The following is a 26,035-nucleotide window of genomic DNA, read 5'->3' on the forward strand; positions in this document are numbered from 1 at the left end:
AAGCCGCCGGGGCAGAGCCCCGGCGGCTTCGACCTGTTACGCCTCCTGCAACTGTGCTTCCGGCGCCGCGTCCGCGGCCACATCCCCAGCCTTCCTGCGGCGGTGCAGGAACGGAGGTGTCAGGTTGTCCAGGTTCTTGTCCTTGAGCCGGAGCGTGGGCTGTTCCACCAGGTACCACGAGCAGGCGGCCATGCCGAGGGCAACGGCGGTCGACAGCGCCACGTAGGGCCAGAAGCCCCACCGTGTCCCGTGGAACAGCACGAGGGTCTGCTGCACAGGGAAGGCGTAGATGTAGAGCCCGTACGAGAAGTCGGCCTTCGCCCCGATCCGGGTCAGCGGGGAAGGCGTTCTGACGGCTGTCCAGACGATCAGGTAGGCCAGTGCGGGCAGTCCGATGAGCGTGAAGCCGCCGAACCGCATCGATCCACCGAAGAGCACTGCGCAGACGGCCGCGATCGCCCAGTGAATCGGCAGCCGCTCCCGGTACAGCTCGGCCGCTGCGCCCAGGCCGAACATGAACATCAGCGGAAGCAGGTTGTTCAAGGAGAGCCAGCCGATCAGCGGCAGGATGTAGGCGCCGTGGCCGGTCTCCGCATAGATGTTCGCCCGCAGGTGAGGGGCTTTCACGGCGAGGGACGCCATGAACAGCAAGGCGCCGGCCAGCATCACCAGGACGACGGCCCGGTTGCGGCGCAGAATGCCCAGCGCCGCCAACCCGCCGACCACGAGGTAGCAGAAGACCTCCGACGAGAGGGACCACAGCGAGCCGTCGAACGCCTTCGGATACGGGTTGTCGGCCAGCAGCCCCGACAGCCCGAACTGGTTCATCGCCAGTGCGCAGTTCTTGCGGAGGTACCTCCAAGGTCCCTCCGGGTGCGTGAAGTAGTCGTGCAGCGACATCCCGGAACGCCATGCGACGATCGGGCCGATCACCAGCACGGTCACCAGGAGGCAGGCCCAGAAACCCGGCAGGATCCGGACGGCGCGTGCCCAGAGGAACCGCCGCAGGTCGGTGCGCATGGCGCTGCGGGTGATGAGGAGGCCCGACAACAGGAAGAAGCCGGCGACGCACAGGGCACCCAGGTCCACCTGGTGACGGCTCAGCGACTTCAGCGGTTCGGGCTGATGGAAACCGAGCGGCCTGGCGTGCTCGATGATGACGCCGACCGAGAAGACGAGCCGCAGGAGTCCGAAACCGTTCCGGCGGCCCGACCACACGTCGGCCAGCGTGGGGAGTGACGAGAGGCGCGCTCTCACAGCGAGGGCGGACATGAACAGGTCTCTTCCGATCGTGGGTTGAGGTCGGTCGCGCCGGCGGACTGGCGCGGTGCGTCGTACCGCACAGAGCACCGCGGGGCCGTGCAGGAGCGGGGTCGCCTCACCCCGCCGTCACCGCCGAACCATGAGGGTGACCGTAACATCGCGCAGTTGAACGATTCGTTCGACCTCGTAGGCCTGGTTCAGCGCGTCGATCTCCGGCTTGATCAGCTTGATGTCGGGTCCGTCCAGCCGACGGTCCGTGCGCTCCGGAACCGAGCCCAGGGTGACGACCCACAGCCGGGGCTCGTCGCCGAGACACTCGGCGCTGTTGCTGCACTCCAGCGTCCACAGATCGCGGCGGTGCGCGGCGCTCTCCGCCAGGAAGACGTCGCGCATGTCGAGGGACCGGGGAAGCGCGTACCGCACCCCGGCATCCAGGTAGTGGTCGAACCACGGCCCGCGCGAGTAGACGATTCCGTCTCCGGGGCGCTGGCCCTGCGCGATCACGTCACCTGCCCCCATGAAGTCGGGCGTCGACGGCGACCCGCCGTACGGCACGGCCATCGGATAGCTGTACCAGCTGTGCGAATCCGCCTGCCGCACGAAACGCTGGTCGGGAACTCCCAGCGCGGTGACTAGGACGAGGGCACCCACGGTCAGCAACCGGGGCCTGAGTGCTGCCGCGCCCGCACCGGCCAGCACTGCCCAGGCCGGAACGGTGAAGAAGAGGTACCGGTTCAGCCAGTAGGAGATCTCGCCGTGGGAGACCACCCACAGCACGACCAGCGGGAGGACGGTCAGCAGCGCGGCCTCGACGGCGGGCCTCCGCCGGCGCTGCAGCAGCGGGAGGAGCGCCAGCACCAGCAGGACGAGACTGACCGGCGCGGAGTAGAACAGCTCGGGCCACATCCGCCACGTCTTGGCGAACGTGGGCCGCTCGATCCAGCCCAACTGCCGGTGGAGCTGCCGCTGACCGATCAGAACGAGGGGCAGCAGGCTCGCCGCTGAAGCCGTGACCGAGACCAGCCACCGGAGCGGCAGGCGCCCGTCCCGTCCGTCCCGCCAGCGCAGCAGCACAACGGCCGCATGTCCCGACAGGAAGGTCAGTGAGGCGAGGTGGAACGCCCCGGCGGCGGTGAGGCAGCAGGCGTAGCCGAGCCACCTCGGCCAGGTCGGCCGTTCCAGGGAGCGGAACAGGAACAGCGTGGCGGCCGCGACGGCGCCCGCCACCAGGGCGTACGAGCGAACCTCCTGCGCATATCTGCTGACGGCGGGGACCACCGCGAACAACAGGCCTGCGGTGAGCCCGGAGCGGGGTCCGAAGAGCCGCTGCCCGGTGAGTGCCACGCAGACGGCGGCTCCGGTGACCGCCAGCACTCCCGGCATGCGCATGCTCGTGAGCGAATCGCCGAACACCCGGATCCATTCGTGGATCAGGAGGTAGTACGTGCCGTGGACGGCGTCCACGTTGTGCAGCATGCCGAGCAGGTCCCGGGTGCTGCGCGAGGCCGAGGCCCAGGTCGCCAGCTCGTCCTGCCACATTCCCGGGCGGCTCGCCCCGTACGTACCCAGGGCGAAGGTGAGGAGGGCGGGAACGAACCAGGAGCTCCACAGCAGCCGGGCGGAGCGGGCACGCGCCCCCCGGGAGTTCCTCCGGGACCGTGCGTCGGTGGGATCCGGCGGAGCTGTGCGGACCGGCCCGCGGGCGGCCGCGTGAACAGGGCGAGTCATGGGTGGCCCAACGGTGGGAGCGGGTGTGCGTGCTGCATCGTACCGGTGAGCGAATCTTCTGCAGCAGGGGCGAGCGAGTGGGCCGGGCCGGCTCGGAGCGGCCTCCCGATTGGCGTTCCGCCTGCTCTGTGTGGCAGTATGTCCAAGTTGCTCGGTTGAGTGCCGATGCTGCGCGCCTCCCGCCGGGAGGACCGGAAGCGAGTCCCACGTACTCGTCGTTCCCGTGATGGCCGTTCATGCGTCCGCGTTCACTGCTTCTGCGGTGGGCGTGTGGGCGCAGTGGTGTGTAAGCGACACCGCGGCAGCTGCGGGGCGGACGTACGGGAATCTTCCGGGAAGCGTGGGCGGGGCCTCGACCCGGCGCCTGGTGGGTGCAAGACCTCACCGACCGAGAGCGGAACCGAAGAGGGAGACCTCTTTGGTTTTTTGCAAGCGGTAGGGCGACACGCCCGACCGCGGGGGTCGGAGAGGGTAACCACCCGGAGGCGCCGCCGGACCAGTCCGCTCGGACGAAGCCGGTCGTGGAAGCAGCAGACCACAGAAGGACTACTGAGTAGCCATGGCGGGACAGAAGATCCGCATCCGGCTCAAGGCCTACGACCACGAGGTCATCGACTCCTCGGCGAAGAAGATCGTCGAGACGGTGATCCGTACTGGTGCGCAGGTCGCGGGCCCGGTGCCGCTGCCCACTGAGAAGAACGTGTACTGCGTCATCCGCTCGCCGCACAAGTACAAGGACTCGCGCGAGCACTTCGAGATGCGTACTCACAAGCGTCTGATCGACATCCTCGACCCCACGCCGAAGACGGTTGACTCGCTCATGCGTCTCGACCTGCCGGCCGGTGTCGACATCGAGATCAAGCTCTGAGAGGCACACCGAAGATGGCTAAGCAGATTAAGGGCATCCTGGGCGAGAAGCTCGGCATGACCCAGGTCTGGGACGAGAACAACCGGATCGTTCCGGTGACCGTCGTCAAGGCTGGGCCGAATGTCGTGACCCAGGTCCACACCGCCGACAGCCCGGCCGGCTACGACGCCGTCCAGATCGGCTTCGGCGAGATCGACCCCCGCAAGGTGAACAAGCCCCTCGCGGGTCACTTCGCCAAGGCCGGTGTCACCCCGCGCCGCCACCTGGTCGAGCTGCGTACCTCGGACGCGTCCGAGTACACCCTGGGCCAGGAGATCACCGCCGAGCTGTTCGAGGCGGGTGTCAAGGTCGACGTGACCGGCACCTCCAAGGGCAAGGGCTTCGCCGGTGTCATGAAGCGTCACAACTTCAAGGGCCTCGGCGCCGGTCACGGCACCCAGCGCAAGCACCGCTCGCCCGGTTCCATCGGTGGCTGCGCCACCCCGGGCCGCGTGTTCAAGGGCCTGCGCATGGCGGGTCGGATGGGCCACGAGCGTGTGACCACCCAGAACCTGACCGTGCACGCGGTCGACGCGGAGAAGGGCCTGCTCCTCATCAAGGGCGCCGTCCCGGGCCCGAACGGCGGCCTCGTCCTCGTCCGCACCGCGGCGAAGGGGCTGTGAAGGATATGACCACCATTGACATCCTGTCGCCGGCCGGCGACAAGGCCGGCAGCCTCGAGCTGCCCGCCGAGATCTTCGACGCCAAGGTCAGCATCCCGCTGATGCACCAGGTCGTCGTCGCGCAGCTCGCCGCTGCCCGCCAGGGCACGCACAAGGTGAAGCGCCGCGGCGAGGTCCGTGGTGGCGGCAAGAAGCCGTACCGCCAGAAGGGCACCGGCCGCGCCCGTCAGGGCTCGACCCGTGCGCCGCAGTTCGCCGGCGGTGGCGTCGTGCACGGTCCCGTGCCGCGCGACTACTCGCAGCGGACCCCGAAGAAGATGATCGCCGCCGCCCTCCGCGGTGCGCTCACCGACCGGGCCCGCCACGAGCGCATCCACGTGATCACCGCGGTGACCGCGACCGATGCGCCGTCGACCAAGGCCGCCAAGAGCCTGTTCGGCAAGATCTCCGAGCGCAAGAACGTCCTCCTGGTCGTCGAGCGCGAGGACGAGCTGGGCCTCAAGTCCGCTCGCAACCTGCCGAACGTGCACATCCTGGACGCCGGCCAGCTGAACACCTACGACGTGCTCGTCTCCGACGATGTGGTCTTCACCCAGGCAGCCTTCGAGCGTTTCGTGGCCGGTCCGGTCGCGTCCGCCAAGGCCGTTGCTGCTGAGGGCGAGCTCGAAGGGAGCGCCGCCTGATGGCTGCCGAGATCACGAGCAAGACGTACACGGACCCCCGTGACGTCCTGGTCAAGCCGGTCATCTCCGAGAAGAGCTACTCGCTCCTCGACGAGAACAAGTACACGTTCGTCGTGTCGCCGGACGCCAACAAGACCCAGATCAAGCAGGCCGTCGAGGCGGTCTTCTCGGTCAAGGTCGAGGCCGTCAACACGCTCAACCGTCAGGGCAAGCGCAAGCGCTCCAAGACGGGCTTTGGCAAGCGCAAGGACACCAAGCGCGCCATCGTGACGCTGGCCGAGGGCAACCGCATCGACATCTTCGGTGGTCCGGTCTCCGCCTGACGGAGAACGTGATCGTCGTTAAGGACGAGGACGAAAATGGGTATCCGCAAGTACAAGCCGACTACGCCGGGCCGCCGCGGCTCCAGCGTGGCCGACTTCGTCGAAATCACGCGGTCCACGCCGGAGAAGTCGCTGGTTCGCCCGCTGCACAGCAAGGGCGGCCGTAACAACGCCGGTCGTGTCACCGCCCGCCACCAGGGTGGCGGTCACAAGCGCGCCTACCGCGTGATCGACTTCCGTCGTCACGACAAGGACGGCGTGCCGGCCAAGGTCGCTCACATCGAGTACGACCCCAACCGCACCGCGCGCATCGCGCTCCTGCACTACGCGGACGGCGAGAAGCGCTACATCATCGCCCCCCGCGGCGTCGCGCAGGGTGACCGGATCGAGAACGGCCCCGGGGCCGACATCAAGCCGGGCAACAACCTGCCGCTGCGCAACATCCCGGTCGGTACCACCATCCACGCGGTGGAGCTGCGTCCCGGTGGCGGTGCCAAGATGGCCCGCTCCGCCGGTTCCGGCATCCAGCTGCTCGCCCGTGAGGGCCGCATGGCGCACCTGCGCATGCCCTCCGGTGAGATCCGTCTGGTTGACGCGCGCTGCCGCGCGACCGTCGGCGAGGTCGGCAACGCCGAGCAGTCGAACATCAACTGGGGCAAGGCCGGCCGTATGCGCTGGAAGGGCGTCCGCCCGACCGTGCGTGGTGTCGCCATGAACCCGATCGACCACCCGCACGGTGGTGGTGAGGGTAAGACCTCCGGTGGTCGCCACCCGGTCTCGCCGTGGGGCAAGCCCGAGGGCCGTACCCGTCGCCCGAACAAGGCGTCGGACAAGCTCATCGTGCGCCGCCGCAAGACCAACAAGAAGCGCTAGGAGCAGGTCAGATGCCGCGCAGTCTCAAGAAGGGCCCCTTCATCGACGTCCACCTTCAGAAGAAGGTGGACGTGCAGAACGAGGCGGGCACGCAGAACGTCATCAAGACCTGGTCCCGTCGTTCCGTGATCTCCCCGGCCATGCTCGGCCACACGATCGCGGTTCACGATGGCCGTAAGCACGTCCCGGTGTTCGTCACCGAGTCGATGGTCGGCCACAAGCTCGGCGAGTTCGCTCCCACGCGCACCTTCAAGGGGCACGTGAAGGAAGACCGCAAGTCGAAGCGTCGCTAGTCGCTCCGCGGGCTTGAGCTCAGCGCCAGACAGACTTAAGTGACTTACTCCATTAAGGGGACAACCATGGAAGCCAGGGCCCAGGCGCGGTACATCCGCGTCACGCCCATGAAGGCCCGCCGCGTGGTGGACCTCATCCGCGGCCTTCCGGCCACGGAGGCCCAGGCCGTCCTGCGTTTCGCTCCGCAGGCAGCCACCGTGCCGGTCGGCAAGGTGCTCGACAGCGCCATCGCCAACGCCGCGCACAACTACAACCACTCCAACGTGGACGACCTCTACATCTCCGAGGCGTACGTTGACGAGGGCCCGACCCTGAAGCGGTTCCGTCCGCGCGCCCAGGGCCGTGCCTACCGGATCCGCAAGCGGACCAGCCACATCACCGTGGTCGTCAGCAGCAAGGAAGGGACCCGGTAATGGGCCAGAAGGTTAACCCGCACGGGTTCCGCCTCGGCATCAGCACGGACTTCAAGTCCCGCTGGTACGCCGACAAGCTGTACAAGGACTACGTCAAGGAAGACGTCGCCATTCGTCGCATGATGACGAAGGGCATGGAGCGCGCCGGCATCTCCAAGGTCGAGATCGAGCGCACCCGCGACCGCGTCCGCGTCGACATCCACACCGCTCGCCCCGGCATCGTCATCGGCCGGCGCGGCACCGAGGCCGACCGCATCCGCGGCGACCTCGAGAAGCTGACCGGCAAGCAGGTCCAGCTGAACATCCTCGAGGTCAAGAACCCCGAGCTGGACGCCCAGCTCGTGGCTCAGGGCGTCGCGGAGCAGCTGTCCTCCCGCGTCTCCTTCCGCCGTGCCATGCGCAAGTCGATGCAGGGCACCATGAAGTCCGGCGCCAAGGGCATCAAGGTCCAGTGCTCCGGTCGTCTCGGCGGCGCCGAGATGAGCCGTTCGGAGTTCTACCGCGAGGGTCGCGTGCCGCTGCACACCCTCCGTGCGAACGTCGACTACGGCTTCTTCGAGGCCAAGACCACCTTCGGCCGCATCGGCGTGAAGGTCTGGATCTACAAGGGCGACGTCAAGAACATCGCCGAGGTCCGCGCTGAGAACGCCGCTGCCCGCTCGGGCAACCGCCCGGCCCGTCCCGAGGGTGGTCGTCCCGCCCGCGGTGGCGAGCGCCGTGGTGGCGAGCGCGGTGGCCGCGGCCGTCGTCCCGCCGCTGCTGAGGCCCCCGCGGCCGCTGCGGTCGAGGCTCCGGCTGCCGAGAACACCGGAACGGAGGCCTGACCCCCATGCTGATCCCCCGTAGGGTCAAGCACCGCAAGCAGCACCACCCGAAGCGTCGCGGCGCTTCGAAGGGCGGCACCGAGCTGGCGTTCGGCCAGTTCGGCATCCAGGCCGTGACCCCGGCCTACGTGACGAACCGTCAGATCGAGTCCGCTCGTATCGCGATCACCCGTCACATCCGCCGTGGCGGCAAGGTCTGGATCAACATCTACCCGGACCGCCCGCTCACCAAGAAGCCGGCCGAGACCCGCATGGGTTCCGGTAAGGGTTCGCCGGAGTGGTGGATCGCGAACGTGCACCCGGGTCGGGTCATGTTCGAGCTGTCGTACCCGAACGAGAAGGTTGCTCGCGAGGCGCTCACCCGTGCCGCGCACAAGCTGCCGATGAAGTGCCGGATCGTCCGGCGCGAGGACGGTGAGAGCTGATGTCGGCCGCTACCAAGGCTGCTGAGCTTCGTCAGCTGGACAACGAGGGCCTCGTTGCCAAGCTGCGTGAGGCCAAGGAGGAGCTGTTCAACCTCCGCTTCCAGGCGGCGACCGGGCAGCTCGACAACCACGGCCGGCTGAAGCTGGTCCGTAAGGACATCGCGCGGATCTACACCCTGATGCGCGAGCGCGAGCTGGGCATCGAGACGGTGGAGAACGCCTGATGACTGAGAACACCAACGAGACGCGCGGTTTCCGCAAGACCCGTGAGGGTCTCGTCGTCAGCGACAAGATGGACAAGACCGTCGTCGTCGCCGTCGAGGACCGCGTCAAGCACGCGCTGTACGGCAAGGTCATCCGCCGTACGAACAAGCTGAAGGCGCACGACGAGCAGAACGCGTGCGGTGTCGGCGACCGTGTCCTCCTCATGGAGACCCGGCCGCTGTCCGCGACGAAGCGCTGGCGCGTCGTCGAGATCCTCGAGAAGGCCAAGTAACGAAGCCGATGAGGTACGGCCGTATGTGCACCAGGCCCCGCAGGGGCGCAGGTGTGAGCAGCGGCCGGCCCGTCGACTCTCGTTGACGATCAGGAGAAAGCTGTGATCCAGCAGGAGTCGCGACTGCGTGTCGCCGACAACACGGGTGCCAAGGAGATTCTCTGCATCCGCGTTCTCGGTGGCTCCGGTCGCCGCTACGCCGGTATCGGGGACGTCATCGTCGCCACCGTCAAGGACGCGATCCCCGGCGGTTCGGTGAAGAAGGGTGACGTCGTCAAGTGCGTCATCGTCCGCACCGTGAAGGAGCGCCGTCGTCCGGACGGTTCCTACATCCGGTTCGACGAGAACGCCGCCGTCGTCCTCAAGAACACCGAGGGTGACCCCCGCGGTACCCGCATCTTCGGCCCCGTGGGCCGCGAGCTGCGCGACAAGAAGTTCATGAAGATCATCTCGCTGGCGCCGGAGGTGCTCTAATCTCATGGCGAACAGCATGAAGATCAAGAAGGGTGACCTGGTCCAGGTCATCACCGGCAAGGACAAGGGCAAGCAGGGCAAGGTCATCCAGGCCATCCCCGCTGAGAACAAGGTCCTCGTCGAGGGTGTCAACCGGGTCAAGAAGCACACCAAGCCGGGCCCGGGCACCCAGGGCGGCATCGTGACCGTCGAGGCCCCGGTGCACGTCTCCAACGTCCAGCTGGTCGTGGAGAAGGACGGCAAGAAGGTCGTCACCCGCGTCGGCTACCGCTTCGACGACCAGGGCAACAAGATCCGCGTTGCCAAGCGGACCGGTGAGGACATCTGATGTCTGAGACGACTGTTGAGAAGGTGGCCCCCCGCCTCAAGGAGCGTTACAACTCCGAGGTCAAGGGCCAGCTGCAGGAGCAGTTCTCGTACGAGAACGTCATGCTGATCCCCGGCCTGGTCAAGGTCGTGGTCAACATGGGTGTCGGCGAGGCCGCCCGTGACAGCAAGCTGATCGAGGGCGCGATCAAGGACCTGACCGCGATCACCGGTCAGAAGCCGGCCGTGACCAAGGCCCGCAAGTCGATCGCGCAGTTCAAGCTGCGCGAGGGCCAGCCGATCGGCGCCCACGTCACCCTCCGTGGTGACCGCATGTGGGAGTTCGTGGACCGTCTGGTGTCGCTGGCCCTGCCGCGCATCCGCGACTTCCGCGGCCTCTCCCCGAAGCAGTTCGACGGCCGTGGCAACTACACCTTCGGTCTGACCGAGCAGGTCATGTTCCACGAGATCGACCAGGACAAGGTCGACCGTCAGCGCGGTATGGACATCACCGTCGTGACCACCGCTCAGACCGACGATGAGGGCCGGGCGCTCCTGCGCGCTCTGGGCTTCCCGTTCAAGGAGGCGTGAGCCATGGCGAAGAAGGCCCTGATCGCAAAGGCCGAGCGTAAGCCGAAGTTCGGCGTCCGGGCGTACACCCGGTGCCAGCGCTGCGGTCGTCCGCACTCGGTGTACCGCAAGTTCGGCCTGTGCCGTGTCTGCCTCCGTGAGATGGCACACCGCGGCGAGCTGCCGGGCGTGACCAAGAGCTCCTGGTAGTCCAGGCGCCCTAGGCACACCACTGCGAAGCAGCGTGCCCGACTCCACCGCTTTTTGGGCTTCCGAGAGGATTCCCGTAAGGTGGTGGGGTCGGGCCCCTGCCGCGGCATCTCCACAGGTGCTCGCGGCTCTCTTGTGAGGGCTCGCACCCATGTCTTACTACGTCGCAGGTCCCCTGCGCTTGTGCCCCTTTCGCACTCCCCGGAGTGCGCGGAGGGGGACCTGGCGCGGAGAAACCACGGCGAGAGAGGCCTGAGGCCACCATGACCATGACCGACCCGATCGCAGACATGCTCACTCGTCTGCGTAACGCGAACTCGGCGTACCACGACTCCGTCGTGATGCCGTCGAGCAAGATCAAGGCGCACGTCGCCGAGATCCTGCAGCAGGAGGGTTACATCTCCTCCTACAAGGTTGAGGACCCGACCGAGGGCGAGGTCGGCAAGAAGCTGACCATCGAGCTCAAGTTCGGCCCCAACCGTGAGCGCTCCATCGCCGGCATCAAGCGCATCAGCAAGCCGGGTCTGCGCGTTTACGCAAAGTCCACCAACCTGCCGAAGGTGCTCGGCGGCCTGGGCGTGGCGATCATCTCCACGTCCTCCGGTCTCCTCACCGACAAGCAGGCCGCCAAGAAGGGCGTAGGCGGAGAAGTTCTCGCCTACGTCTGGTAATTCGGGAAACGGAGGTACAGCAATGTCGCGTATTGGACGGCTGCCCATCCCGGTTCCCGCCGGCGTGGACGTCACCATCGATGGCCAGGCGGTCTCGGTGAAGGGCCCCAAGGGCACCCTCACCCACGTCGTCGCCGCGCCGATCGAGATCAGCAAGGGCGAGGACGGCACCCTGGTCGTCTCCCGCCCGAACGACGAGCGTCAGTCGAAGGCCCTGCACGGCCTGTCGCGGACGCTGGTGGCGAACATGATCACCGGCGTGACCGCGGGCTACCGCAAGTCGCTGGAGATCAGCGGTGTTGGTTACCGAGTCGCCGCGAAGGGCTCCGCGATGGAGTTCTCGCTCGGCTACAGCCACCCGATCCTGGTCGAGGCCCCGGAGGGCATCTCCTTCGTGGTCGAGTCGCCCACCAAGTTCCACGTGGACGGCACTGACAAGCAGAAGGTCGGCGAGGTCGCTGCCAAGATCCGCAAGCTGCGCAAGCCCGACCCGTACAAGGCCAAGGGCGTCAAGTACGCGGGCGAGGTCATCCGCCGCAAGGTCGGAAAGAGTGGTAAGTAAGCGATGAGCGTCTCTGTCAAGATCGGCAAGGGCAACGCCTACAAGAACGCCGCCCGCAAGCGCCGCGCCATCCGCGTTCGCAAGCGCGTCACCGGCACCGAGGTGCGTCCGCGCCTCGTCGTGACCCGCTCGAACCGCCACATGGTCGCCCAGGTCATCGACGACGCCAAGGGTCACACCCTGGCGTCGGCGTCCACCCTCGACGTGTCCATCCGCGGCACCGAGGGCGACAAGACCGAGCTGGCCAAGAAGGTCGGAAGCCTGGTCGCCGAGCGCGCCAAGGCCGCCGGCGTCGAGACGGTCGTCTTCGACCGTGCGGGCAACCGGTACGCCGGCCGCATCGCCGCCCTGGCGGACGCGGCCCGCGAGGCCGGGCTCGACTTCTAAGCCCGCTCGTCGACTCTGTCGACGGACGTAAACGAGAGAGGTAATTCCAATGGCTGGACCCCAGCGCCGCGGTAGCGGCGCCGGCGGCGGCACCGGCGGCGAGCGGCGTGACCGTAAGCGTGACGACCGGGGCAACGCCCCCGCCGTCGAGAAGACCGCTTACGTCGAGCGCGTCGTCGCGATCAACCGTGTCGCCAAGGTTGTCAAGGGTGGTCGTCGCTTCAGCTTCACCGCGCTGGTCGTGGTGGGCGACGGTGACGGCACCGTGGGTGTCGGTTACGGCAAGGCGAAGGAGGTTCCGGCCGCCATCGCCAAGGGCGTTGAGGAGGCCAAGAAGAACTTCTTCAAGGTCCCCCGTATCCAGGGCACCATCCCGCACCCCGTCCAGGGCGAGAAGGCCGCCGGCGTCGTGCTGCTGAAGCCGGCGTCCCCCGGTACCGGTGTCATCGCCGGTGGCCCGGTGCGTGCCGTCCTGGAGTGCGCCGGCGTTCACGACATCCTGTCGAAGTCGCTCGGCTCGGACAACGCGATCAACATCGTGCACGCCACCGTGGCCGCTCTGAAGGGCCTCGTGCGCCCCGAGGAGATCGCCGCCCGTCGTGGCCTGCCCCTGGAGGACGTGGCTCCGGCTGCTCTGCTCCGGGCCCGTGCGGCTGGGGTGAGCGCCTGATGGCTCGCCTCAAGGTCACCCAGACCAAGTCGTACATCGGTAGCAAGCAGAACCACCGTGACACCCTGCGTTCGCTCGGCCTCAAGCGGCTGAACGACACCGTGGTGAAGGAGGACCGCCCGGAGATCCGCGGCATGGTCCACACCGTTCGTCACCTCGTCACGGTCGAGGAGGTGGACTGACATGGCGGACTCGCCGATCAAGATCCACAACCTGCGGCCCGCCCCCGGCGCCAAGACCGAGAAGACCCGTGTGGGTCGCGGTGAGGGTTCCAAGGGTAAGACCGCCGGTCGTGGTACCAAGGGCACCAAGGCCCGTTACCAGGTTCCGCAGCGCTTCGAGGGTGGCCAGATGCCGCTCCACATGCGCCTGCCGAAGCTGAAGGGCTTCAAGAACCCGGCCCACAAGCAGTTCCAGGTCGTGAACCTGGACAAGCTGGCCGAGCTCTACCCGCAGGGTGGCGAGGTCACCGTGGCCGACCTGGTCGCCAAGGGTGCCGTCCGCAAGAACGAGCTCGTCAAGGTCCTCGGCCAGGGCGAGGTCTCGGTCGCGCTGCAGGTGACGGTCGACGCCGTCTCCGGCTCGGCCGCCGAGAAGATCGCCGCCGCCGGCGGCTCCGTCACCGAGCTCCTCTGAACTCGTTGACCTAAGTGGGCCCGTACCTCTCTCGGGAGGTGCGGGCCCACTGCTTTTCCCCGTTCGTCCGTCGACCCGCCGGGTCGGCGTGGATCTGACGTGTGCTCAACACCGGCCAAAACCGGGCATCCCGGCCGGTCGGCCGGTACCGGCGCCGGGACTCGCTTCTCGACCGTTGCCGCACACTGTTAGAGTCCGTTGGGTTCCCTTGTAGGCTGCGGGTCAGGCGTGCCTGTGCAGTCGTCCGGCAGCCGACAAGAGCCCCACACCCCCCCCATCAGGACCGACCCTCCCGCCGTCAACGTGCGGGAGGCGCAGGAGGCACCGTGCTCAGTGCGTTCGCGCGGGCGTTCCAGACGCCCGACCTGCGCAAGAAGCTGCTGTTCACGCTGGGCATCATGGTGCTGTTCCGGCTGGGCGCACACGTCCCGATCCCGGGCGTCAACTTCGTCGCCGTCAACCAGTGCATCAAGGACACCTCGTCCAGTGGCATCTTCGGCCTGGTGAACCTGTTCAGCGGCAATGCGCTGCTGCAGCTGACGATCTTCGCGCTCGGCATCATGCCGTACATCACGGCCAGCATCATCCTCCAGCTCCTCACCGTCGTGATCCCGCGGCTCGAGGCGCTGAAGAAGGAGGGCCAGGCGGGTACGGCGAAGATCACGCAGTACACCCGCTACCTGACCATCGCGCTCGCCGTGCTCCAGGGCACCGGCATCGTCGCGACGGCCTCCAGCGGCGCGCTGTTCTCCGGCTGCTCGGTCGCCAACGAGGTCGTGCCGGACACCAGCGTCTTCCGGGTGGCCGTGATGGTCATCACCATGACCGCCGGCACCACGGTGATCATGTGGCTCGGCGAGCTCATCACCGACCGCGGCATCGGCAACGGCATGTCGATCCTGATCTTCACCTCCATCGCGGCCGGCTTCCCCGGCTCGATGTGGGCGATCAAGCAGTCCGGCAAGATCGGCGGCGGCTGGGTCGAGTTCTTCAGCGTCATCGCGATCGGCATCGTGGTGGTCTGCCTGGTCATCTTCGTCGAGCAGGCCCAGCGCCGGATCCCGGTGCAGTACGCCAAGCGCATGATCGGCCGCCGCGCCTTCGGCGGCACCTCGACCTACATCCCGCTCAAGGTCAACCAGGCCGGTGTGATCCCGGTCATCTTCGCCTCGTCGCTGCTCTACATCCCCGCGCTGGTGGTGCAGCTCACCAACAGCAAGTCCGGATGGGCGAACTGGATCAGTGGCCACTTCGTCAAGGGTGACCACCCGATCTACATGGCGACCTACTTCGTCCTGATTGTCTTCTTCGCGTTCTTCTACGTGGCCATCTCCTTCAACCCCGAAGAAGTTGCGGACAACATGAAGAAGTATGGTGGGTTCATCCCGGGCATCCGGGCGGGCCGACCGACGGCCGAGTACCTGAACTACGTGCTCACCCGCATCACGTGGCCGGGATCGTTCTACCTGGGCCTTATCGCGCTGATCCCGATGATCGCCCTGGTTGCCTTCAACGCGAACCAGAACTTCCCGTTCGGCGGCACCAGCGTGCTCATCGTCGTCGGCGTCGGACTCGAAACTGTGAAGCAGATCGAGAGCCAGCTCCAGCAGCGCAATTACGAAGGGTTCCTCCGCTGATGCGTATCGTCCTCGTCGGACCTCCCGGGGCCGGGAAGGGTACTCAGGCGCACGTGCTCGCCAAGACCCTGTCCATCCCGCACATCTCCACTGGCGACCTGTTCCGCGCCAACATCAGCCAGGGCACCCCGCTGGGGCTCGAGGCCAAGGCGTACATGGACGCGGGTCGGCTGGTGCCGGACGAGGTCACCATCGGCATGGCAAAGGACCGGATGCTGCAGCCGGACGCCGCGGGCGGCTTCCTGCTCGACGGCTTCCCGCGCAACCTGGGCCAGGCCAAGGCTCTGGACGAGATCCTCGCCGAGGAGGGCATCGTCCTCAACGGCGTGCTCGACCTGGAGGTCCCCGAGGACGAGGTCGTCAAGCGCATCGCCGGTCGCCGGCTGTGCCGCAACGACGGCAGCCACGTGTTCCACGTGGTGTACAACCCGCCGAAGGCCGAGGACGTCTGCGACGAGTGCGGCGGCGAGCTGTACCAGCGCTCGGACGACACCGAGGAGGCCGTGCGGGTCCGCCTGGAGGAGTACCACTCCAAGACGGAGCCGATCATCGGCTACTACGCCGACCAGGGCCTGCTGGTCACCATCTCCGCCCTCGGCAAGGTGAACGAGGTGACGGAGCGCGCGATCGGCGCCCTGGAGCAGAAGAAGTCCGCCTGAGACGGTCCGCAACGGCCGGGAAGCCCCGCGACGGGGCTTCCCGGCCGTTGCGGCGTCGTACGGTGGTAACGAGTGCACGGCCGCCCGGCAAGGACCGGGCGGCGTCCGACAGTGGAAGGCGTGACCAGATGGTGGAGATCAAGACCCCCGAGCAGATCGCGAAGATGCGGGCGGCCGGGCTGGTCGTCGCCGAGGCGCTCAAGGCCTGCCGGGAGGCGGTCGCCCCGGGCATCACCACCCAGGAGCTGAACGACATCGCCGACAAGGTCATCACCGACCACGGCGCGACCTCCAACTTCCGCGCCCACCACGGCGGCCTCTGGTTCCCCGGTGTGATCTGCGCCTCGGTCAACGACGAGATCGTCCACGGCATCCCGGGGGAGCGGGTGCTGCAGGAGGGCGACCTGATCTCCATCGACTGCGGCGCCATCCTCGACGGCTGGCACGGCGACGCGGCGATCACCGTCGCGGTCGGCGAGACCGCGGCGGAGCACCTCCAGCTGAGCCGGGTCACCGAGGGCTCGATGTGGGCCGGCATCGCCCAGATGAAGAAGGGCAACCGGCTGGTCGACGTCTCCCGCTCGATCGAGTCGTTCATCCGCCGCCAGCCGCTGCCCCCCAAGGGCAAGTGGGGCATCGTCGAGGGCTACGGCGGCCACGGCATCGGCACCGCGATGCACATGGAGCCGCACGTGCTGAACTACGTGGCCGGCCGCGGCAAGGGCCCGAAGCTGATCCCGGGCACCGTGCTGGCGATCGAGCCGATGGTGACGCTCGGCACCCCGCACTCCGCCGTGCTGGAGGACGACTGGACGGTCGTCACCACCGACAAGAGCTGGGCCTCGCACTGGGAGCACTCGGTGGCCGTCACCGAGCAGGGCCCGCTGGTGCTCACCGCCTTCGACGGAGGCCGCGCGGAGCTGGCCAAGTTGGGCGTCACCGCGGCCCCGGACCCGCTGGCCTGACCCGGACGGACAGGAGCGAAGGACCCGGAGGTTTCGCCCTCCGGGTCCTTCGCCCTATTTTTGTCTGCTGACAGCCGTACGAGGAGAAGAGAGAACAGTGCTCAAGGGCTTCCGTGACTTCATGATGCGCGGGAACGTCGTCGACATGGCCGTCGGTGTGGTCATCGGTGCGGCGTTCACCGCCGTCGTGACCGGCTTCGTCACGGCGTTCCTCACCCCGCTGGTGGGCGTGGTGGTCGGCGCCGCGGGCGACTTCGCCAGCTACAGCGCGCACATCGGCGGCGTGACCTTCCCGTACGGGCAGTTCCTCAACGTCCTGATCGCCTTCGTGCTGACCGCCGCCGTGCTGTACTTCTGCGTCGTGCTGCCGGTGACCAAGGCCACCGCCCGCTACATGCCGAAGAAGCCGAAGACCCCGAAGCGTCCCTGCCCCGAGTGCCTGACCGAGATCCCCGAGGCCGCCCGCCGCTGCGCGGCCTGCACCGCGGTGGTCCAGCCGGTCGTTCCGGTGCCCGCCCAGTACTGAGGGTGACCGGCCGAGCCGTTTTGGCGTCCGCTTGGAGCCTGTCGTAGACTGATGCGTCGGCTCACTCGTAGCGTGCTTCGGCACGCCCTCTTCCCAAGCAGGAATCCCGCGAGGGCTCTTTCAGGCAGGGGTGGGGTGGACCCAGGCTCGCACGAGCGTGCCGCATGCGGTAGCCGGCCCCGGAAGGTGGATCTCGCAGTTCATGGCAAAGAAGCAAGGCGCCATTGAGATCGAGGGCACCGTGATCGAGTCTCTTCCGAACGCCATGTTCAAGGTCGAGCTGCAGAACGGTCACAAGGTCCTCGCGCACATCAGCGGCAAGATGCGGATGCACTACATCCGTATCCTCCCGGACGACCGGGTCGTGGTGGAGCTGAGCCCCTACGACCTGACGCGTGGTCGGATCGTCTACCGCTACAAGTAAGCAAACCGTCAGATCTAGACCCGGAGAACCTGAACATGAAGGTCAAGCCGAGCGTCAAGAAGATCTGCGACAAGTGCAAGGTGATCCGCCGCCACGGCCGGGTCATGGTGATCTGCGACAACCTGCGCCACAAGCAGCGCCAGGGCTGATCTCTCCCAGCATTTCTCGTAGTACTTCGCGCGACGCGCACAACGTCATACGCGGGCTGCCCGATCCGACCCCCTGAGGGACGGACTGCCACCCCCGGTCAGAGGCCGGGGCTCCCTCGCCGAGAGGCGACGGAGTAGGCGGCACGCAAGACCTCTGAAGAACCACAGGAGCCATGAATGGCACGCCTCGCCGGCGTTGATCTCCCCCGCGAGAAGCGGATCGAGATCGCCCTCACGTACGTGTACGGCATCGGCCGCACCCGCGCCCAGCAGACCCTCGCCGAGACCGGTGTGAGCCCCGACGTCCGGGTTCGCGACATCTCCGAGGAAGACCTCATCAAGCTGCGCGAGTACATCGACGCCAACTACAAGGTGGAGGGTGACCTCCGCCGTGAGGTCGCCGCCGACATCCGCCGCAAGGTCGAGATCGGCTGCTACGAGGGCCTGCGCCACCGTCGCGGCCTGCCCGTCCGCGGCCAGCGCACCCACACCAACGCGCGTACCCGCAAGGGCCCGCGTCGCGCGATTGCCGGCAAGAAGAAGCCGGGCAAGAAGTAGTCCGTCCCGTAACCGGACATCCCTCCGGCCCGCGGGTTAGCGGACCGACCACCTCATCAGGAGAACAGACTTATGCCCCCCAAGGGTCGTCAGGCTGCCGGCGCGAAGAAGATCCGCCGCAAGGAGAAGAAGAACGTCGCTCACGGGCACGCCCACATCAAGAGCACGTTCAACAACACCATCGTTTCGATCACCGACCCCTCGGGCAACGTGATCTCCTGGGCCTCTGCCGGCCACGTCGGCTTCAAGGGCTCGCGCAAGTCCACCCCGTTCGCCGCGCAGATGGCCGCCGAGGCCGCCGCGCGTCGTGCGCAGGAGCACGGCATGCGCAAGGTCGACGTCTTCGTCAAGGGTCCGGGCTCCGGCCGTGAGACCGCGATCCGCTCCCTCCAGGCCACCGGCCTCGAGGTCGGCTCGATCCAGGACGTCACCCCCACCCCGCACAACGGCTGCCGTCCGCCGAAGCGCCGCCGCGTCTGACGCTGCGCCTTCGGGCACGCCTTCGGGCACACGGCAGGCCCCCACGGGTCCGCAGTAGTACGTGCGTCGGCCTCCCGCCTGGTGCGGGAGGCCGTACGCTTGAGTCCATCGGCATCAAATAGTGGGTGCCGAAGACAACTGGAGGAACACCTCTCATGCTGATCGCTCAGCGTCCCTCGCTGACCGAAGAGGTCGTCGACGAATTCCGCTCGCGGTTCGTGATCGAGCCGCTGGAGCCGGGCTTCGGCTACACCCTCGGCAACTCGCTCCGCCGCACCCTCCTCTCCTCGATCCCCGGTGCCGCTGTCACCAGCATCCGGATCGACGGCGTCCTGCACGAGTTCACCACCGTGCCTGGCGTCAAGGAGGACGTGACCGACCTCATCCTCAACATCAAGCAGCTGGTCGTCTCCTCGGAGCACGACGAGCCGGTCGTGATGTACCTGCGCAAGCAGGGCCCGGGTGTGGTCACCGCCGCCGACATCGCCCCGCCGGCGGGTGTCGAGGTGCACAACCCCGAGCTCGTCCTCGCCACGCTCAACGGCAAGGGCAAGCTGGAGATGGAGCTGACCGTCGAGCGCGGTCGCGGCTACGTCTCCGCCGTCCAGAACAAGGCCTCCGGCCAGGAGATCGGCCGCATCCCGGTCGACTCGATCTACAGCCCCGTGCTGAAGGTCACCTACAAGGTCGAGGCCACCCGAGTCGAGCAGCGGACCGACTTCGACAAGCTCATCGTCGACGTCGAGACCAAGCCCGCCATGCGTCCCCGCGACGCCATGGCCTCGGCCGGCAAGACCCTGGTGGAGCTGTTCGGCCTCGCCCGCGAGCTGAACATCGACGCCGAGGGCATCGACATGGGCCCGTCCCCGACGGACGCCGCCCTGGCCGCCGACCTGGCGCTGCCGATCGAGGAGCTGGAGCTCACCGTCCGCTCCTACAACTGCCTCAAGCGCGAGGGCATCCACACCGTGGGTGAGCTCGTCGCCCGCTCGGAGGCCGACCTGCTCGACATCCGCAACTTCGGTGCGAAGTCGATCGACGAGGTCAAGGCGAAGCTGGCCGGCATGGGCCTGGCCCTCAAGGACAGCCCGCCCGGGTTCGACCCGACCGCCGCCGCCGACGCCTTCGGCGCCGACGACCTGGACGACCAGGGCTACGCGGAGACCGAGCAGTACTAAGAAGAATTCGGGACGGGGGCGGCCCTTCGCGGACCGCCCCCGCCACCGTGCAAGTCGTACGGGCACGGTGCCCGTACGCCCGCTGCGGTACCTGGTACGGCCGCAGTCGGAGATACGAGGAGTCATTCCATGCCGCGTCCCACCAAGGGTGCCCGCCTCGGCGGCGGTCCGCACCACGAGCCCCTGCTGCTCGCCGGTCTGGCCCGTGAGCTGTTCCAGTACGGCCGCATCACCACCACCGAGGCCAAGGCCCGCCGCCTGCGCCCGCTGGCGGAGAAGCTGATCACCAAGGCGAAGAAGGGCGACATCCACAACCGTCGCCTGGTGCGCAAGACCATCACCGACGTCTCGGTGCTGCACACCCTCTTCACCGAGATCGCGCCGCGCTTCGAGAACCGTCCCGGCGGTTACACCCGCATCACCAAGATCGGCACCCGTCGCGGCGACAACGCCCCGATGGCCGTGATCGAGCTGGTCGAGGGCGAGATCGCCACCAAGGCCACCGTCGCCGAGGCCGAGGCCGCCGCCAAGCGCGCGGTCAAGGAGGCCGAGGAGGCCAAGGTCGAGGAGACCAAGGCCGACGAGGCCGAGGCCGCGGAGACCACCGAGGCCTGACGCCCCCAAGGTGTCACCCGGGCCCGCCCTCCCCATCCGTGGGGAGGGCGGGCCCGAGCACTTCCCGCAGGCAGCCCTCCCAGGAGAACGAAGTGGCCAACGACTGTGCCGAGCAGCCCCCCGTCAAGGACGGCCCGGCCGAGGGCTTCCGCCGGATCCGGCTCGACCTCGCCTACCACGGCGCGGACTTCTCCGGCTGGGCCCGCCAGCGGGGGCGGCGCACCGTCCAGGAGGAGATCGAGAACGCCCTGCAGATCGTCACCCGCAGCGCCATCGGCTTCCCGCTGACCGTGGCCGGCCGCACCGACGCCGGTGTGCACGCCCGCGGCCAGGTCGCCCACGTCGACCTCCCCGAACAGCTGTGGGCCGAGCACGGCGAGAAGCTGCTCCGCCGCCTCGCCGGCCGGCTCCCCGCCGACGTCCGCGTCTACCGGATCTCCGAGGCCCCGCACGGCTTCGACGCCCGCTTCGCCGCGGTCTGGCGCCGCTACGCCTACCGGGTCGCCGACCACCCCGGCGGCGTCGACCCGCTGCTGCGCGGCCACGTCCTGTGGCACGACCGCCCGGTCGACGTCGACAGGATGAACGAGGCCGCCCGGCTGCTGCTCGGCGAGCACGACTTCGCCGCGTACTGCAAGAAGCGCGAGGGCGCCACCACCATCCGCACCCTGCTCGAACTCCACTGGGAGCGGGTGCCGATCGACGCCTACGCCGCCCAGGAGGGCAGCCTCGCCGTCGCGACGGTGCGCGCCGACGCCTTCTGCCACAACATGGTCCGCTCGCTGGTCGGCGCCATGCTGCTGGTCGGCGACGGCCACCGGCCGGTCGACTTCCCCGGCCAGGTCCTCGCCGGCCGGGTCCGCAACTCCGCGGTCAACGTCGTCCGCCCGCACGGCCTCACCCTGGAGGAGGTCGGCTACCCCGCCGACGGCGAGCTCGCCGAACGCAACCGCCTCGCCCGCCGGATGCGGACCCTGCCCGGCCAGGCGTGACGCCGGTGCGGCGGTGAACGTCACGCCGGCCCGGCGGTAAAACGGTTTGGGGCCCGGCGCGCCCGCTTGGCACAATCCGACGCATGGGACACGTCGAGATTTCGCACCTTGAGTACTACCTGCCGGACGGGCGGGTGCTGTTCGACGACGCGTCCTTCCGGGTCGGCGAGGGCACCGCGGTCGCGCTGGTCGGCGCCAACGGCGCCGGCAAGACCACCCTGCTCCGCATGATCGCCGGCGACGTGCAGCCGCACGGCGGCACCGTCACCGTCACCGGCGGCCTCGGCGTGATGCGCCAGTTCGTCGGCACCACCGGCCGCGAGGACCACCGGGAGACCCCCGGCGCCCTGCCCGCCGACGCCTCCGTCCGCGACCTGCTGGTCTCCGTCGCCCCCGAGCGGATCGCCACCGCCGCCCGCGCGGTGGACGCCGCCGAGCTCGCCATGCTCGCCCAGGACGACGAGAAGACCCAGATGCGCTACGCCCAGGCGCTCGCCGACTGGGCGGACGCCGACGGCTACGACTACGAGACGGTCTGGGACGTCTGCACCGCCGCCGCCCTCGGCATGCCCTTCGACCGCGCCCAGTTCCGCGGCCTGAACACCCTCTCCGGCGGCGAGCAGAAGCGGCTCGTCCTGGAGGCGCTGCTCCGCGGCCCCGAGGAGGTCCTGCTGCTCGACGAGCCGGACAACTACCTCGACGTGCCCGGCAAGCGCTGGCTGGAGGAGGCCATCAAGGCCACCAACAAGACCGTGCTCTTCATCTCGCACGACCGCGAGCTGCTCTCCCGCACCGCCGAGAAGATCATCAGCGTCGAGACCGGCGCGGCCGGCAGCAGCGTCTGGGTGCACGGCGGCGGCTTCGACTCCTTCCACGACGCCCGCCGCGCCCGCTTCGAGCGCTTCGAGGAGCTGCGCCGCCGCTGGGACGAGGAGCACGCCAAGCTCAAGAAGCTCGTCGTCACCCTGCGCCAGGCGGCCGCGGTCAGCCACGAGATGGCCTCCCGGTACGCCGCCGCGCAGACCAGGCTCAAGAAGTTCGAGGACGCCGGCCCGCCCGAGGCGCCGCCGCGCGAGCAGTCGATCACCATGCGCCTCAAGGGCGGCCGCACCGGCGTGCGCGCCTTCACCGTGAAGGGCCTGGAGCTCAGCGGCCTGATGAAGCCCTTCGACCTGGAGGTCTTCTACGGCGAGCGGGTCGCGGTGCTCGGCTCGAACGGCTCCGGCAAGTCGCACTTCCTTCGGCTGCTGGCCGGCGACGGCACGGTGAAGCACGAGGGCGACTGGAAGCTCGGCGCCCGCGTGGTGCCCGGCCACTTCCGGCAGACCCACGCCCACCCGGAGCTGTTCGGCCGCACGATCCGCACCGTCCTGGAGGAGGAGCACGCCCTCGGCCGCGGTGCCGCGATGGCCGCGCTGCGCCGCTACGAGCTCGACCGCCAGGAGGAGCAGAAGTTCGAGTCGCTCTCCGGCGGCCAGCAGGCCCGGCTGATGATCCTCAAGCTGGAGCTGTCCGGCGTGACGGCGCTGCTGCTCGACGAGCCCACCGACAACCTGGACCTGGAGAGCGCCGAGGCGCTGCAGCAGGGCCTGGAGGCGTTCGACGGCACCGTGCTGTGCGTCACCCACGACCGCTGGTTCGCCCGCAGCTTCGACCGCTACCTGGTGTTCGGCTCGGACGGCCGGGTCTACGAGTCGCCGGAGCCGGTCTGGGACGAGACCCGGGTGGTGCGCGACCGCTGAGGCGTTTTGACCCCCCGCGGGGCGCCCGGTAAGCTGGCGACTTGTTGTGCGTATTGGCTCGCTCTATCTCACGTGAGAGGTCGGTACGCCGGAGACATCTGGCCGACGATCAGCGGCTCCCCTTGAATTGCGTCCAAGGTGGGTCGAGCTGTTCTCATCGTCCGGTGCTCCTGTCAGGACCCACTCACTGAAAAGCGAAGGCTACGACCGTGCGTACGTACAGCCCCAAGCCCGGCGACGTCCAGCGTCAGTGGCACGTGATCGACGCGACCGACGTCGTGCTCGGCCGCCTGGCCTCCCAGGCCGCCAACCTCCTGCGGGGCAAGCACAAGGCGATCTACGCGCCGCACGTTGACACTGGTGACTTCGTCATCATCATCAACGCCGACAAGGTGCACCTGTCGGGCAACAAGAAGACCCAGAAGATGGCCTACCGCCACAGCGGCTTCCCGGGCGGTCTCCGCTCGGTGCGCTACGACGACCTCCTGGACAAGAACCCGGAGAAGGCCGTCGAGAAGGCCATCAAGGGCATGATCCCGAAGAACAGCCTCGGCCGTCAGATGCTCTCGAAGCTCAAGGTCTACTCGGGCGACCAGCACCCGCACGCTGCCCAGCAGCCGGTGCCGTTCGAGATCACCCAGGTCGCGCAGTAATTCCGGCCGCAAGACCCCATCACTGAGTAGCGAGAGCTGAGGAACACCGTGGCCGAGACTGCCATCGAGAACACCCTCGAGGTCGACTTCGACGAGAACGTCGAGGAGTACACCTCGGAGACCGAGTACACCACCGAGTCGCTGGCCGGCCGCTTCGGCGAGGCCACCCCCGGCGCCGGCCTCGGCCGCCGCAAGGAGGCGATCGCCCGCGTGCGCATCGTCCCGGGCACCGGCCAGTGGAAGATCAACGGTCGCACCCTGGAGAACTACTTCCCCAACAAGGTGCACCAGCAGACCGTCAACGAGCCGTTCAAGCTCCTGGAGCTCGACGGCCGCTACGACGTCGTGGCCCGCATCGCGGGTGGCGGCGTCTCCGGTCAGGCCTACGCGCTGCGCCTCGGCGTGGCCCGTGCCCTCAACGAGGCGGACGTGGACAACAACCGCGGCCCGCTCAAGAAGGCCGGCTTCCTGACCCGTGACGCCCGCGCCGTCGAGCGCAAGAAGGCCGGTCTCAAGAAGGCCCGCAAGGCGCCGCAGTACAGCAAGCGCTAATTGCACCCCGGGGGTGCGTGCCGCTCCGGTGGTGCGCACCCCCGGTGCAACCCGTACGCCCCGGAGTACCTCGTGTACTCCGGGGCGTCGTGCTCTCCCGCCCGGTGCGGACGGCGGGAGGGTGAAGAAACAACGAGCAGGGCGAAAAGGACGGGAACAGTGGGACGACTCTTCGGTACGGACGGGGTACGCGGCGTGGCCAACGAGGGCCTGACCGCCGAACTGGCCCTCGGCCTGTCGGTCGCTGCGGCACACGTGCTCGGCGACGCCGGCGCCTTCGAGGGACACCGGCCGGTGGCCGTGGTCGGGCGCGACCCGCGCGCCTCCGGAGAGTTCCTGGAGGCCGCCGTCATCGCGGGCCTGGCCAGCGCCGGCGTGGACGTGCTGCGGGTCGGCGTGCTGCCCACCCCGGCCGTCGCCTACCTCACCGGCGCGCTCGGCGCGGACTTCGGCGTCATGCTGTCCGCCAGCCACAACGCCATGCCCGACAACGGCATCAAGTTCCTCGCCCGCGGCGGCCACAAGCTGGACGACGCCATCGAGGACGCCATCGAGGAGCACTACCGCCGCTACGGTGTCGGCGGCAGCGAGGACTGGAAGCGCCCCACCGGCGCCGCCGTCGGCCGCGTCCGCCGGTACACCGAGGGCTTCGACAAGTACGTCGCCCACCTCGTCGCCGTCCTCCCGAACCGGCTCGACGGCGTCCGCGTGGTGATCGACGGCGCCCACGGCGCGGCCGCCCGGGTCGCCCCCGAGGCCTTCGCCCGCGCCGGCGCCGAGGTCGTCTACACCCTGGGCGCCGAGCCCGACGGCCTGAACATCAACGACGGCGTCGGCTCCACCCATCTGGACAAGCTCCGCGCCGCCATGAAGGAGCACCGCGCCGACCTCGGCATCGCCCTGGACGGCGACGCCGACCGCTGCCTGGCCGCCGACGCGGACGGCAACGAGGTCGACGGCGACCAGATCATCGCCGTCCTGGCCGTCGCCATGAAGGAGGCGGGCACGCTGCGCGGCAACACCGCCGTCGTCACGGTGATGTCCAACCTGGGCTTCAAGCTGGCCATGGAGCGCGAGGGCATCGACCTGGTGCAGACCGCGGTCGGCGACCGCTACGTGCTGGAGGCGATGAAGCAGCACGGCTTCGCGCTCGGCGGCGAGCAGTCCGGCCACGTCATCCTGCTCGACCACGCCACGACCGGCGACGGCACCCTCACCGGCCTGATGCTGGGCGCGCGACTGGCCGCCACCAAGCAGCCGCTGGCCGACCTCGCCACCGTGATGACCCGTCTGCCGCAGGTCCTGATCAACGTCAAGGGCGTCGACCGGAGCCGGGTCGCCAGCTGCGCCGAGCTGACCGCCGCGGTCGCCGAGGCCGAGGCCGAACTCGGCACCACCGGCCGGGTGCTGCTGCGCCCGTCCGGCACCGAGCCGCTCGTCCGCGTCATGGTCGAGGCCGCCGACGAGGCCCGCGCGAAGGCCGTCGCCGAGCGGCTCGCCGCAGTGGTGAAGACCCACCTGGGCTGACCGGGCCGTCCCGATCCGGCAAGCGAACGGCCACGGTTCG

At 68.4% G+C, this 26,035-nt stretch carries 38 protein-coding genes; 36 read left to right on the forward strand and 2 right to left on the reverse strand.

All coding sequences use genetic code 11. The features are described 5' to 3' along the window. Positions 1-36 precede the first annotated feature (36 nt). Complete coding sequence (locus ABD353_RS00815; protein ID WP_344621474.1) at positions 37-1,272, reverse strand: acyltransferase family protein; 1,236 nt, start codon at positions 1,270-1,272, stop codon at positions 37-39. Between the two features lie 117 nt (positions 1,273-1,389). Beyond that, positions 1,390-2,802, reverse strand: coding sequence for a glycosyltransferase family 39 protein (locus ABD353_RS00820; protein ID WP_344621475.1), 1,413 nt, complete (start codon positions 2,800-2,802; stop codon positions 1,390-1,392). A gap of 748 nt (positions 2,803-3,550) precedes the next feature. Here ABD353_RS00820 and rpsJ point away from each other — a divergent pair. From rpsJ to glmM, 36 genes are all read left to right on the forward strand, one after another. After that, entirely contained in the window at positions 3,551-3,859 is a 309-nt protein-coding gene (gene rpsJ, locus ABD353_RS00825) for a 30S ribosomal protein S10 (protein ID WP_012785157.1), read from the forward strand. A gap of 14 nt (positions 3,860-3,873) precedes the next feature. Then, positions 3,874-4,521: a 50S ribosomal protein L3 gene (gene rplC / locus ABD353_RS00830; RefSeq protein WP_030263524.1), complete on the forward strand. Its 648-nt coding sequence runs from the start codon at positions 3,874-3,876 to the stop codon at positions 4,519-4,521. A 5-nt stretch (positions 4,522-4,526) separates the two neighbouring features. Next, positions 4,527-5,204 carry a 50S ribosomal protein L4 gene (rplD, locus tag ABD353_RS00835; protein WP_344621476.1) on the forward strand — a complete coding sequence of 226 codons (678 nt, stop codon included), beginning with the start codon at positions 4,527-4,529 and terminating at the stop codon, positions 5,202-5,204. Further along, positions 5,204-5,527, forward strand: a complete 324-nt coding sequence (gene rplW, locus ABD353_RS00840) for a 50S ribosomal protein L23 (protein ID WP_030263514.1) — start codon at positions 5,204-5,206, stop codon at positions 5,525-5,527. Before rplD ends, rplW begins: the two co-directional genes overlap by 1 nt. A 36-nt stretch (positions 5,528-5,563) precedes the next feature. Continuing rightward, a complete protein-coding gene (gene rplB, locus ABD353_RS00845) occupies positions 5,564-6,400 on the forward strand; it encodes a 50S ribosomal protein L2 (protein ID WP_030263511.1) in 837 nt (278 codons plus the stop codon). 11 nt (positions 6,401-6,411) lie between these two features. Continuing rightward, positions 6,412-6,693, forward strand: coding sequence for a 30S ribosomal protein S19 (rpsS, locus tag ABD353_RS00850; RefSeq protein ID WP_344621477.1), 282 nt, complete (start codon positions 6,412-6,414; stop codon positions 6,691-6,693). A gap of 66 nt (positions 6,694-6,759) precedes the next feature. Next, positions 6,760-7,107: a 50S ribosomal protein L22 gene (rplV, locus tag ABD353_RS00855; RefSeq protein ID WP_095874452.1), complete on the forward strand. Its 348-nt coding sequence runs from the start codon at positions 6,760-6,762 to the stop codon at positions 7,105-7,107. Continuing rightward, complete coding sequence (gene rpsC, locus ABD353_RS00860) at positions 7,107-7,931, forward strand: 30S ribosomal protein S3 (protein WP_030280775.1); 825 nt, start codon at positions 7,107-7,109, stop codon at positions 7,929-7,931. Before rplV ends, rpsC begins: the two co-directional genes overlap by 1 nt. A gap of 5 nt (positions 7,932-7,936) precedes the next feature. After that, positions 7,937-8,356, forward strand: coding sequence for a 50S ribosomal protein L16 (rplP, locus tag ABD353_RS00865; protein WP_030300385.1), 420 nt, complete (start codon positions 7,937-7,939; stop codon positions 8,354-8,356). Continuing rightward, positions 8,356-8,580 carry a 50S ribosomal protein L29 gene (gene rpmC, locus ABD353_RS00870; RefSeq protein ID WP_030263491.1) on the forward strand — a complete coding sequence of 75 codons (225 nt, stop codon included), beginning with the start codon at positions 8,356-8,358 and terminating at the stop codon, positions 8,578-8,580. Before rplP ends, rpmC begins: the two co-directional genes overlap by 1 nt. Further along, positions 8,580-8,852, forward strand: a complete 273-nt coding sequence (gene rpsQ, locus ABD353_RS00875) for a 30S ribosomal protein S17 (protein WP_014136278.1) — start codon at positions 8,580-8,582, stop codon at positions 8,850-8,852. Before rpmC ends, rpsQ begins: the two co-directional genes overlap by 1 nt. Positions 8,853-8,954: 102 nt before the next feature. Beyond that, positions 8,955-9,326 carry a 50S ribosomal protein L14 gene (rplN, locus tag ABD353_RS00880; RefSeq protein WP_145790774.1) on the forward strand — a complete coding sequence of 124 codons (372 nt, stop codon included), beginning with the start codon at positions 8,955-8,957 and terminating at the stop codon, positions 9,324-9,326. Positions 9,327-9,342: 16 nt separating this feature from the next. After that, a complete protein-coding gene (gene rplX, locus ABD353_RS00885; protein ID WP_033214113.1) occupies positions 9,343-9,654 on the forward strand; it encodes a 50S ribosomal protein L24 in 312 nt (103 codons plus the stop codon). Beyond that, positions 9,654-10,223: a 50S ribosomal protein L5 gene (gene rplE / locus ABD353_RS00890; RefSeq protein ID WP_030263480.1), complete on the forward strand. Its 570-nt coding sequence runs from the start codon at positions 9,654-9,656 to the stop codon at positions 10,221-10,223. The genes rplX and rplE overlap by 1 nt, the downstream gene beginning before the upstream one ends. A gap of 3 nt (positions 10,224-10,226) precedes the next feature. After that, positions 10,227-10,412, forward strand: a complete 186-nt coding sequence (locus ABD353_RS00895) for a type Z 30S ribosomal protein S14 (RefSeq protein WP_030263476.1) — start codon at positions 10,227-10,229, stop codon at positions 10,410-10,412. Positions 10,413-10,675: 263 nt separating this feature from the next. Then, positions 10,676-11,083 carry a 30S ribosomal protein S8 gene (gene rpsH, locus ABD353_RS00900; protein ID WP_030263474.1) on the forward strand — a complete coding sequence of 136 codons (408 nt, stop codon included), beginning with the start codon at positions 10,676-10,678 and terminating at the stop codon, positions 11,081-11,083. A gap of 22 nt (positions 11,084-11,105) precedes the next feature. Then, on the forward strand, positions 11,106-11,645 hold the full coding sequence (gene rplF / locus ABD353_RS00905) for a 50S ribosomal protein L6 (RefSeq protein ID WP_344621478.1): 540 nt from the start codon (positions 11,106-11,108) through the stop codon (positions 11,643-11,645). 3 nt (positions 11,646-11,648) lie between these two features. Further along, positions 11,649-12,032: a 50S ribosomal protein L18 gene (rplR, locus tag ABD353_RS00910; RefSeq protein WP_030263465.1), complete on the forward strand. Its 384-nt coding sequence runs from the start codon at positions 11,649-11,651 to the stop codon at positions 12,030-12,032. A gap of 49 nt (positions 12,033-12,081) precedes the next feature. Continuing rightward, positions 12,082-12,702, forward strand: a complete 621-nt coding sequence (gene rpsE / locus ABD353_RS00915; RefSeq protein ID WP_263104954.1) for a 30S ribosomal protein S5 — start codon at positions 12,082-12,084, stop codon at positions 12,700-12,702. Further along, positions 12,702-12,884: a 50S ribosomal protein L30 gene (gene rpmD, locus ABD353_RS00920; RefSeq protein ID WP_014136270.1), complete on the forward strand. Its 183-nt coding sequence runs from the start codon at positions 12,702-12,704 to the stop codon at positions 12,882-12,884. The genes rpsE and rpmD overlap by 1 nt, the downstream gene beginning before the upstream one ends. A gap of 1 nt (position 12,885) precedes the next feature. Then, positions 12,886-13,338, forward strand: a complete 453-nt coding sequence (gene rplO, locus ABD353_RS00925; RefSeq protein WP_095874457.1) for a 50S ribosomal protein L15 — start codon at positions 12,886-12,888, stop codon at positions 13,336-13,338. A gap of 326 nt (positions 13,339-13,664) precedes the next feature. Then, positions 13,665-14,975: a preprotein translocase subunit SecY gene (gene secY, locus ABD353_RS00930; protein ID WP_344621479.1), complete on the forward strand. Its 1,311-nt coding sequence runs from the start codon at positions 13,665-13,667 to the stop codon at positions 14,973-14,975. Continuing rightward, a complete protein-coding gene (locus ABD353_RS00935; protein WP_344621480.1) occupies positions 14,975-15,634 on the forward strand; it encodes an adenylate kinase in 660 nt (219 codons plus the stop codon). The genes secY and ABD353_RS00935 overlap by 1 nt, the downstream gene beginning before the upstream one ends. Before the next feature lie 128 nt (positions 15,635-15,762). After that, positions 15,763-16,599: a type I methionyl aminopeptidase gene (gene map / locus ABD353_RS00940; RefSeq protein WP_344621481.1), complete on the forward strand. Its 837-nt coding sequence runs from the start codon at positions 15,763-15,765 to the stop codon at positions 16,597-16,599. A gap of 97 nt (positions 16,600-16,696) precedes the next feature. Further along, positions 16,697-17,125 (forward strand): large conductance mechanosensitive channel protein MscL, encoded by a 429-nt coding sequence (mscL, locus tag ABD353_RS00945; protein ID WP_344621482.1) that lies wholly within the window; start codon positions 16,697-16,699, stop codon positions 17,123-17,125. 202 nt (positions 17,126-17,327) lie between these two features. Then, entirely contained in the window at positions 17,328-17,549 is a 222-nt protein-coding gene (gene infA, locus ABD353_RS00950) for a translation initiation factor IF-1 (RefSeq protein ID WP_003956442.1), read from the forward strand. 35 nt (positions 17,550-17,584) lie between these two features. Beyond that, positions 17,585-17,698 (forward strand): 50S ribosomal protein L36, encoded by a 114-nt coding sequence (gene rpmJ / locus ABD353_RS00955; RefSeq protein ID WP_003956441.1) that lies wholly within the window; start codon positions 17,585-17,587, stop codon positions 17,696-17,698. A gap of 177 nt (positions 17,699-17,875) precedes the next feature. Beyond that, complete coding sequence (gene rpsM / locus ABD353_RS00960) at positions 17,876-18,256, forward strand: 30S ribosomal protein S13 (RefSeq protein ID WP_030263448.1); 381 nt, start codon at positions 17,876-17,878, stop codon at positions 18,254-18,256. A gap of 72 nt (positions 18,257-18,328) precedes the next feature. Further along, positions 18,329-18,736: a 30S ribosomal protein S11 gene (gene rpsK / locus ABD353_RS00965; protein ID WP_014136257.1), complete on the forward strand. Its 408-nt coding sequence runs from the start codon at positions 18,329-18,331 to the stop codon at positions 18,734-18,736. Positions 18,737-18,891: 155 nt separating this feature from the next. Further along, entirely contained in the window at positions 18,892-19,914 is a 1,023-nt protein-coding gene (locus tag ABD353_RS00970; protein WP_030263446.1) for a DNA-directed RNA polymerase subunit alpha, read from the forward strand. A gap of 129 nt (positions 19,915-20,043) precedes the next feature. After that, entirely contained in the window at positions 20,044-20,529 is a 486-nt protein-coding gene (rplQ, locus tag ABD353_RS00975; RefSeq protein ID WP_263104959.1) for a 50S ribosomal protein L17, read from the forward strand. A 92-nt stretch (positions 20,530-20,621) separates the two neighbouring features. Then, entirely contained in the window at positions 20,622-21,521 is a 900-nt protein-coding gene (gene truA, locus ABD353_RS00980; protein WP_344621483.1) for a tRNA pseudouridine(38-40) synthase TruA, read from the forward strand. An 83-nt stretch (positions 21,522-21,604) separates the two neighbouring features. After that, on the forward strand, positions 21,605-23,263 hold the full coding sequence (locus ABD353_RS00985; RefSeq protein WP_344621484.1) for an ABC-F family ATP-binding cassette domain-containing protein: 1,659 nt from the start codon (positions 21,605-21,607) through the stop codon (positions 23,261-23,263). A gap of 209 nt (positions 23,264-23,472) precedes the next feature. Next, on the forward strand, positions 23,473-23,916 hold the full coding sequence (gene rplM / locus ABD353_RS00990; protein ID WP_030263432.1) for a 50S ribosomal protein L13: 444 nt from the start codon (positions 23,473-23,475) through the stop codon (positions 23,914-23,916). A 48-nt stretch (positions 23,917-23,964) separates the two neighbouring features. Next, the gene (rpsI, locus tag ABD353_RS00995) at positions 23,965-24,468 is read left to right on the forward strand and encodes a 30S ribosomal protein S9 (protein ID WP_263104963.1); all 504 of its coding nucleotides are present in this window, start codon (positions 23,965-23,967) and stop codon (positions 24,466-24,468) included. Between the two features lie 159 nt (positions 24,469-24,627). Next, positions 24,628-25,995: a phosphoglucosamine mutase gene (glmM, locus tag ABD353_RS01000; protein ID WP_344621485.1), complete on the forward strand. Its 1,368-nt coding sequence runs from the start codon at positions 24,628-24,630 to the stop codon at positions 25,993-25,995. Positions 25,996-26,035: the final 40 nt, after the last annotated feature.

Origin of the sequence: Kitasatospora arboriphila (genome assembly GCF_039528095.1) — a bacterium.
In the GTDB taxonomy this organism is placed as follows: domain Bacteria; phylum Actinomycetota; class Actinomycetes; order Streptomycetales; family Streptomycetaceae; genus Kitasatospora; species Kitasatospora arboriphila.

Coding starts and splice junctions, on each gene's coding strand:
- rpsQ (WP_014136278.1), top strand. CDS start 8,580: ATGACTGAGAACACCAACGAGACGCGCGGTTTCCGCAAGACCCGTGAG.
- rplX (WP_033214113.1), top strand. CDS start 9,343: ATGAAGATCAAGAAGGGTGACCTGGTCCAGGTCATCACCGGCAAGGAC.
- ABD353_RS00815 (WP_344621474.1), bottom strand. CDS start 1,272: ATGTCCGCCCTCGCTGTGAGAGCGCGCCTCTCGTCACTCCCCACGCTG.
- rplQ (WP_263104959.1), top strand. CDS start 20,044: ATGCCGCGTCCCACCAAGGGTGCCCGCCTCGGCGGCGGTCCGCACCAC.
- ABD353_RS00985 (WP_344621484.1), top strand. CDS start 21,605: ATGGGACACGTCGAGATTTCGCACCTTGAGTACTACCTGCCGGACGGG.
- rplW (WP_030263514.1), top strand. CDS start 5,204: ATGGCTGCCGAGATCACGAGCAAGACGTACACGGACCCCCGTGACGTC.
- infA (WP_003956442.1), top strand. CDS start 17,328: ATGGCAAAGAAGCAAGGCGCCATTGAGATCGAGGGCACCGTGATCGAG.
- rpsS (WP_344621477.1), top strand. CDS start 6,412: ATGCCGCGCAGTCTCAAGAAGGGCCCCTTCATCGACGTCCACCTTCAG.
- rpsC (WP_030280775.1), top strand. CDS start 7,107: ATGGGCCAGAAGGTTAACCCGCACGGGTTCCGCCTCGGCATCAGCACG.
- rpsE (WP_263104954.1), top strand. CDS start 12,082: ATGGCTGGACCCCAGCGCCGCGGTAGCGGCGCCGGCGGCGGCACCGGC.
- rplD (WP_344621476.1), top strand. CDS start 4,527: ATGACCACCATTGACATCCTGTCGCCGGCCGGCGACAAGGCCGGCAGC.
- rplE (WP_030263480.1), top strand. CDS start 9,654: ATGTCTGAGACGACTGTTGAGAAGGTGGCCCCCCGCCTCAAGGAGCGT.
- rpsK (WP_014136257.1), top strand. CDS start 18,329: ATGCCCCCCAAGGGTCGTCAGGCTGCCGGCGCGAAGAAGATCCGCCGC.
- ABD353_RS00820 (WP_344621475.1), bottom strand. CDS start 2,802: ATGTGGCAGGACGAGCTGGCGACCTGGGCCTCGGCCTCGCGCAGCACC.
- ABD353_RS00970 (WP_030263446.1), top strand. CDS start 18,892: ATGCTGATCGCTCAGCGTCCCTCGCTGACCGAAGAGGTCGTCGACGAA.
- rplP (WP_030300385.1), top strand. CDS start 7,937: ATGCTGATCCCCCGTAGGGTCAAGCACCGCAAGCAGCACCACCCGAAG.
- rpsJ (WP_012785157.1), top strand. CDS start 3,551: ATGGCGGGACAGAAGATCCGCATCCGGCTCAAGGCCTACGACCACGAG.
- rplO (WP_095874457.1), top strand. CDS start 12,886: ATGGCGGACTCGCCGATCAAGATCCACAACCTGCGGCCCGCCCCCGGC.
- rpmJ (WP_003956441.1), top strand. CDS start 17,585: ATGAAGGTCAAGCCGAGCGTCAAGAAGATCTGCGACAAGTGCAAGGTG.
- rpsM (WP_030263448.1), top strand. CDS start 17,876: ATGGCACGCCTCGCCGGCGTTGATCTCCCCCGCGAGAAGCGGATCGAG.
- rpmC (WP_030263491.1), top strand. CDS start 8,356: ATGTCGGCCGCTACCAAGGCTGCTGAGCTTCGTCAGCTGGACAACGAG.
- rplV (WP_095874452.1), top strand. CDS start 6,760: ATGGAAGCCAGGGCCCAGGCGCGGTACATCCGCGTCACGCCCATGAAG.
- rplR (WP_030263465.1), top strand. CDS start 11,649: ATGAGCGTCTCTGTCAAGATCGGCAAGGGCAACGCCTACAAGAACGCC.
- rplC (WP_030263524.1), top strand. CDS start 3,874: ATGGCTAAGCAGATTAAGGGCATCCTGGGCGAGAAGCTCGGCATGACC.
- rpmD (WP_014136270.1), top strand. CDS start 12,702: ATGGCTCGCCTCAAGGTCACCCAGACCAAGTCGTACATCGGTAGCAAG.
- rpsH (WP_030263474.1), top strand. CDS start 10,676: ATGACCATGACCGACCCGATCGCAGACATGCTCACTCGTCTGCGTAAC.
- ABD353_RS00935 (WP_344621480.1), top strand. CDS start 14,975: ATGCGTATCGTCCTCGTCGGACCTCCCGGGGCCGGGAAGGGTACTCAG.
- map (WP_344621481.1), top strand. CDS start 15,763: ATGGTGGAGATCAAGACCCCCGAGCAGATCGCGAAGATGCGGGCGGCC.
- rplF (WP_344621478.1), top strand. CDS start 11,106: ATGTCGCGTATTGGACGGCTGCCCATCCCGGTTCCCGCCGGCGTGGAC.
- rplB (WP_030263511.1), top strand. CDS start 5,564: ATGGGTATCCGCAAGTACAAGCCGACTACGCCGGGCCGCCGCGGCTCC.
- ABD353_RS00895 (WP_030263476.1), top strand. CDS start 10,227: ATGGCGAAGAAGGCCCTGATCGCAAAGGCCGAGCGTAAGCCGAAGTTC.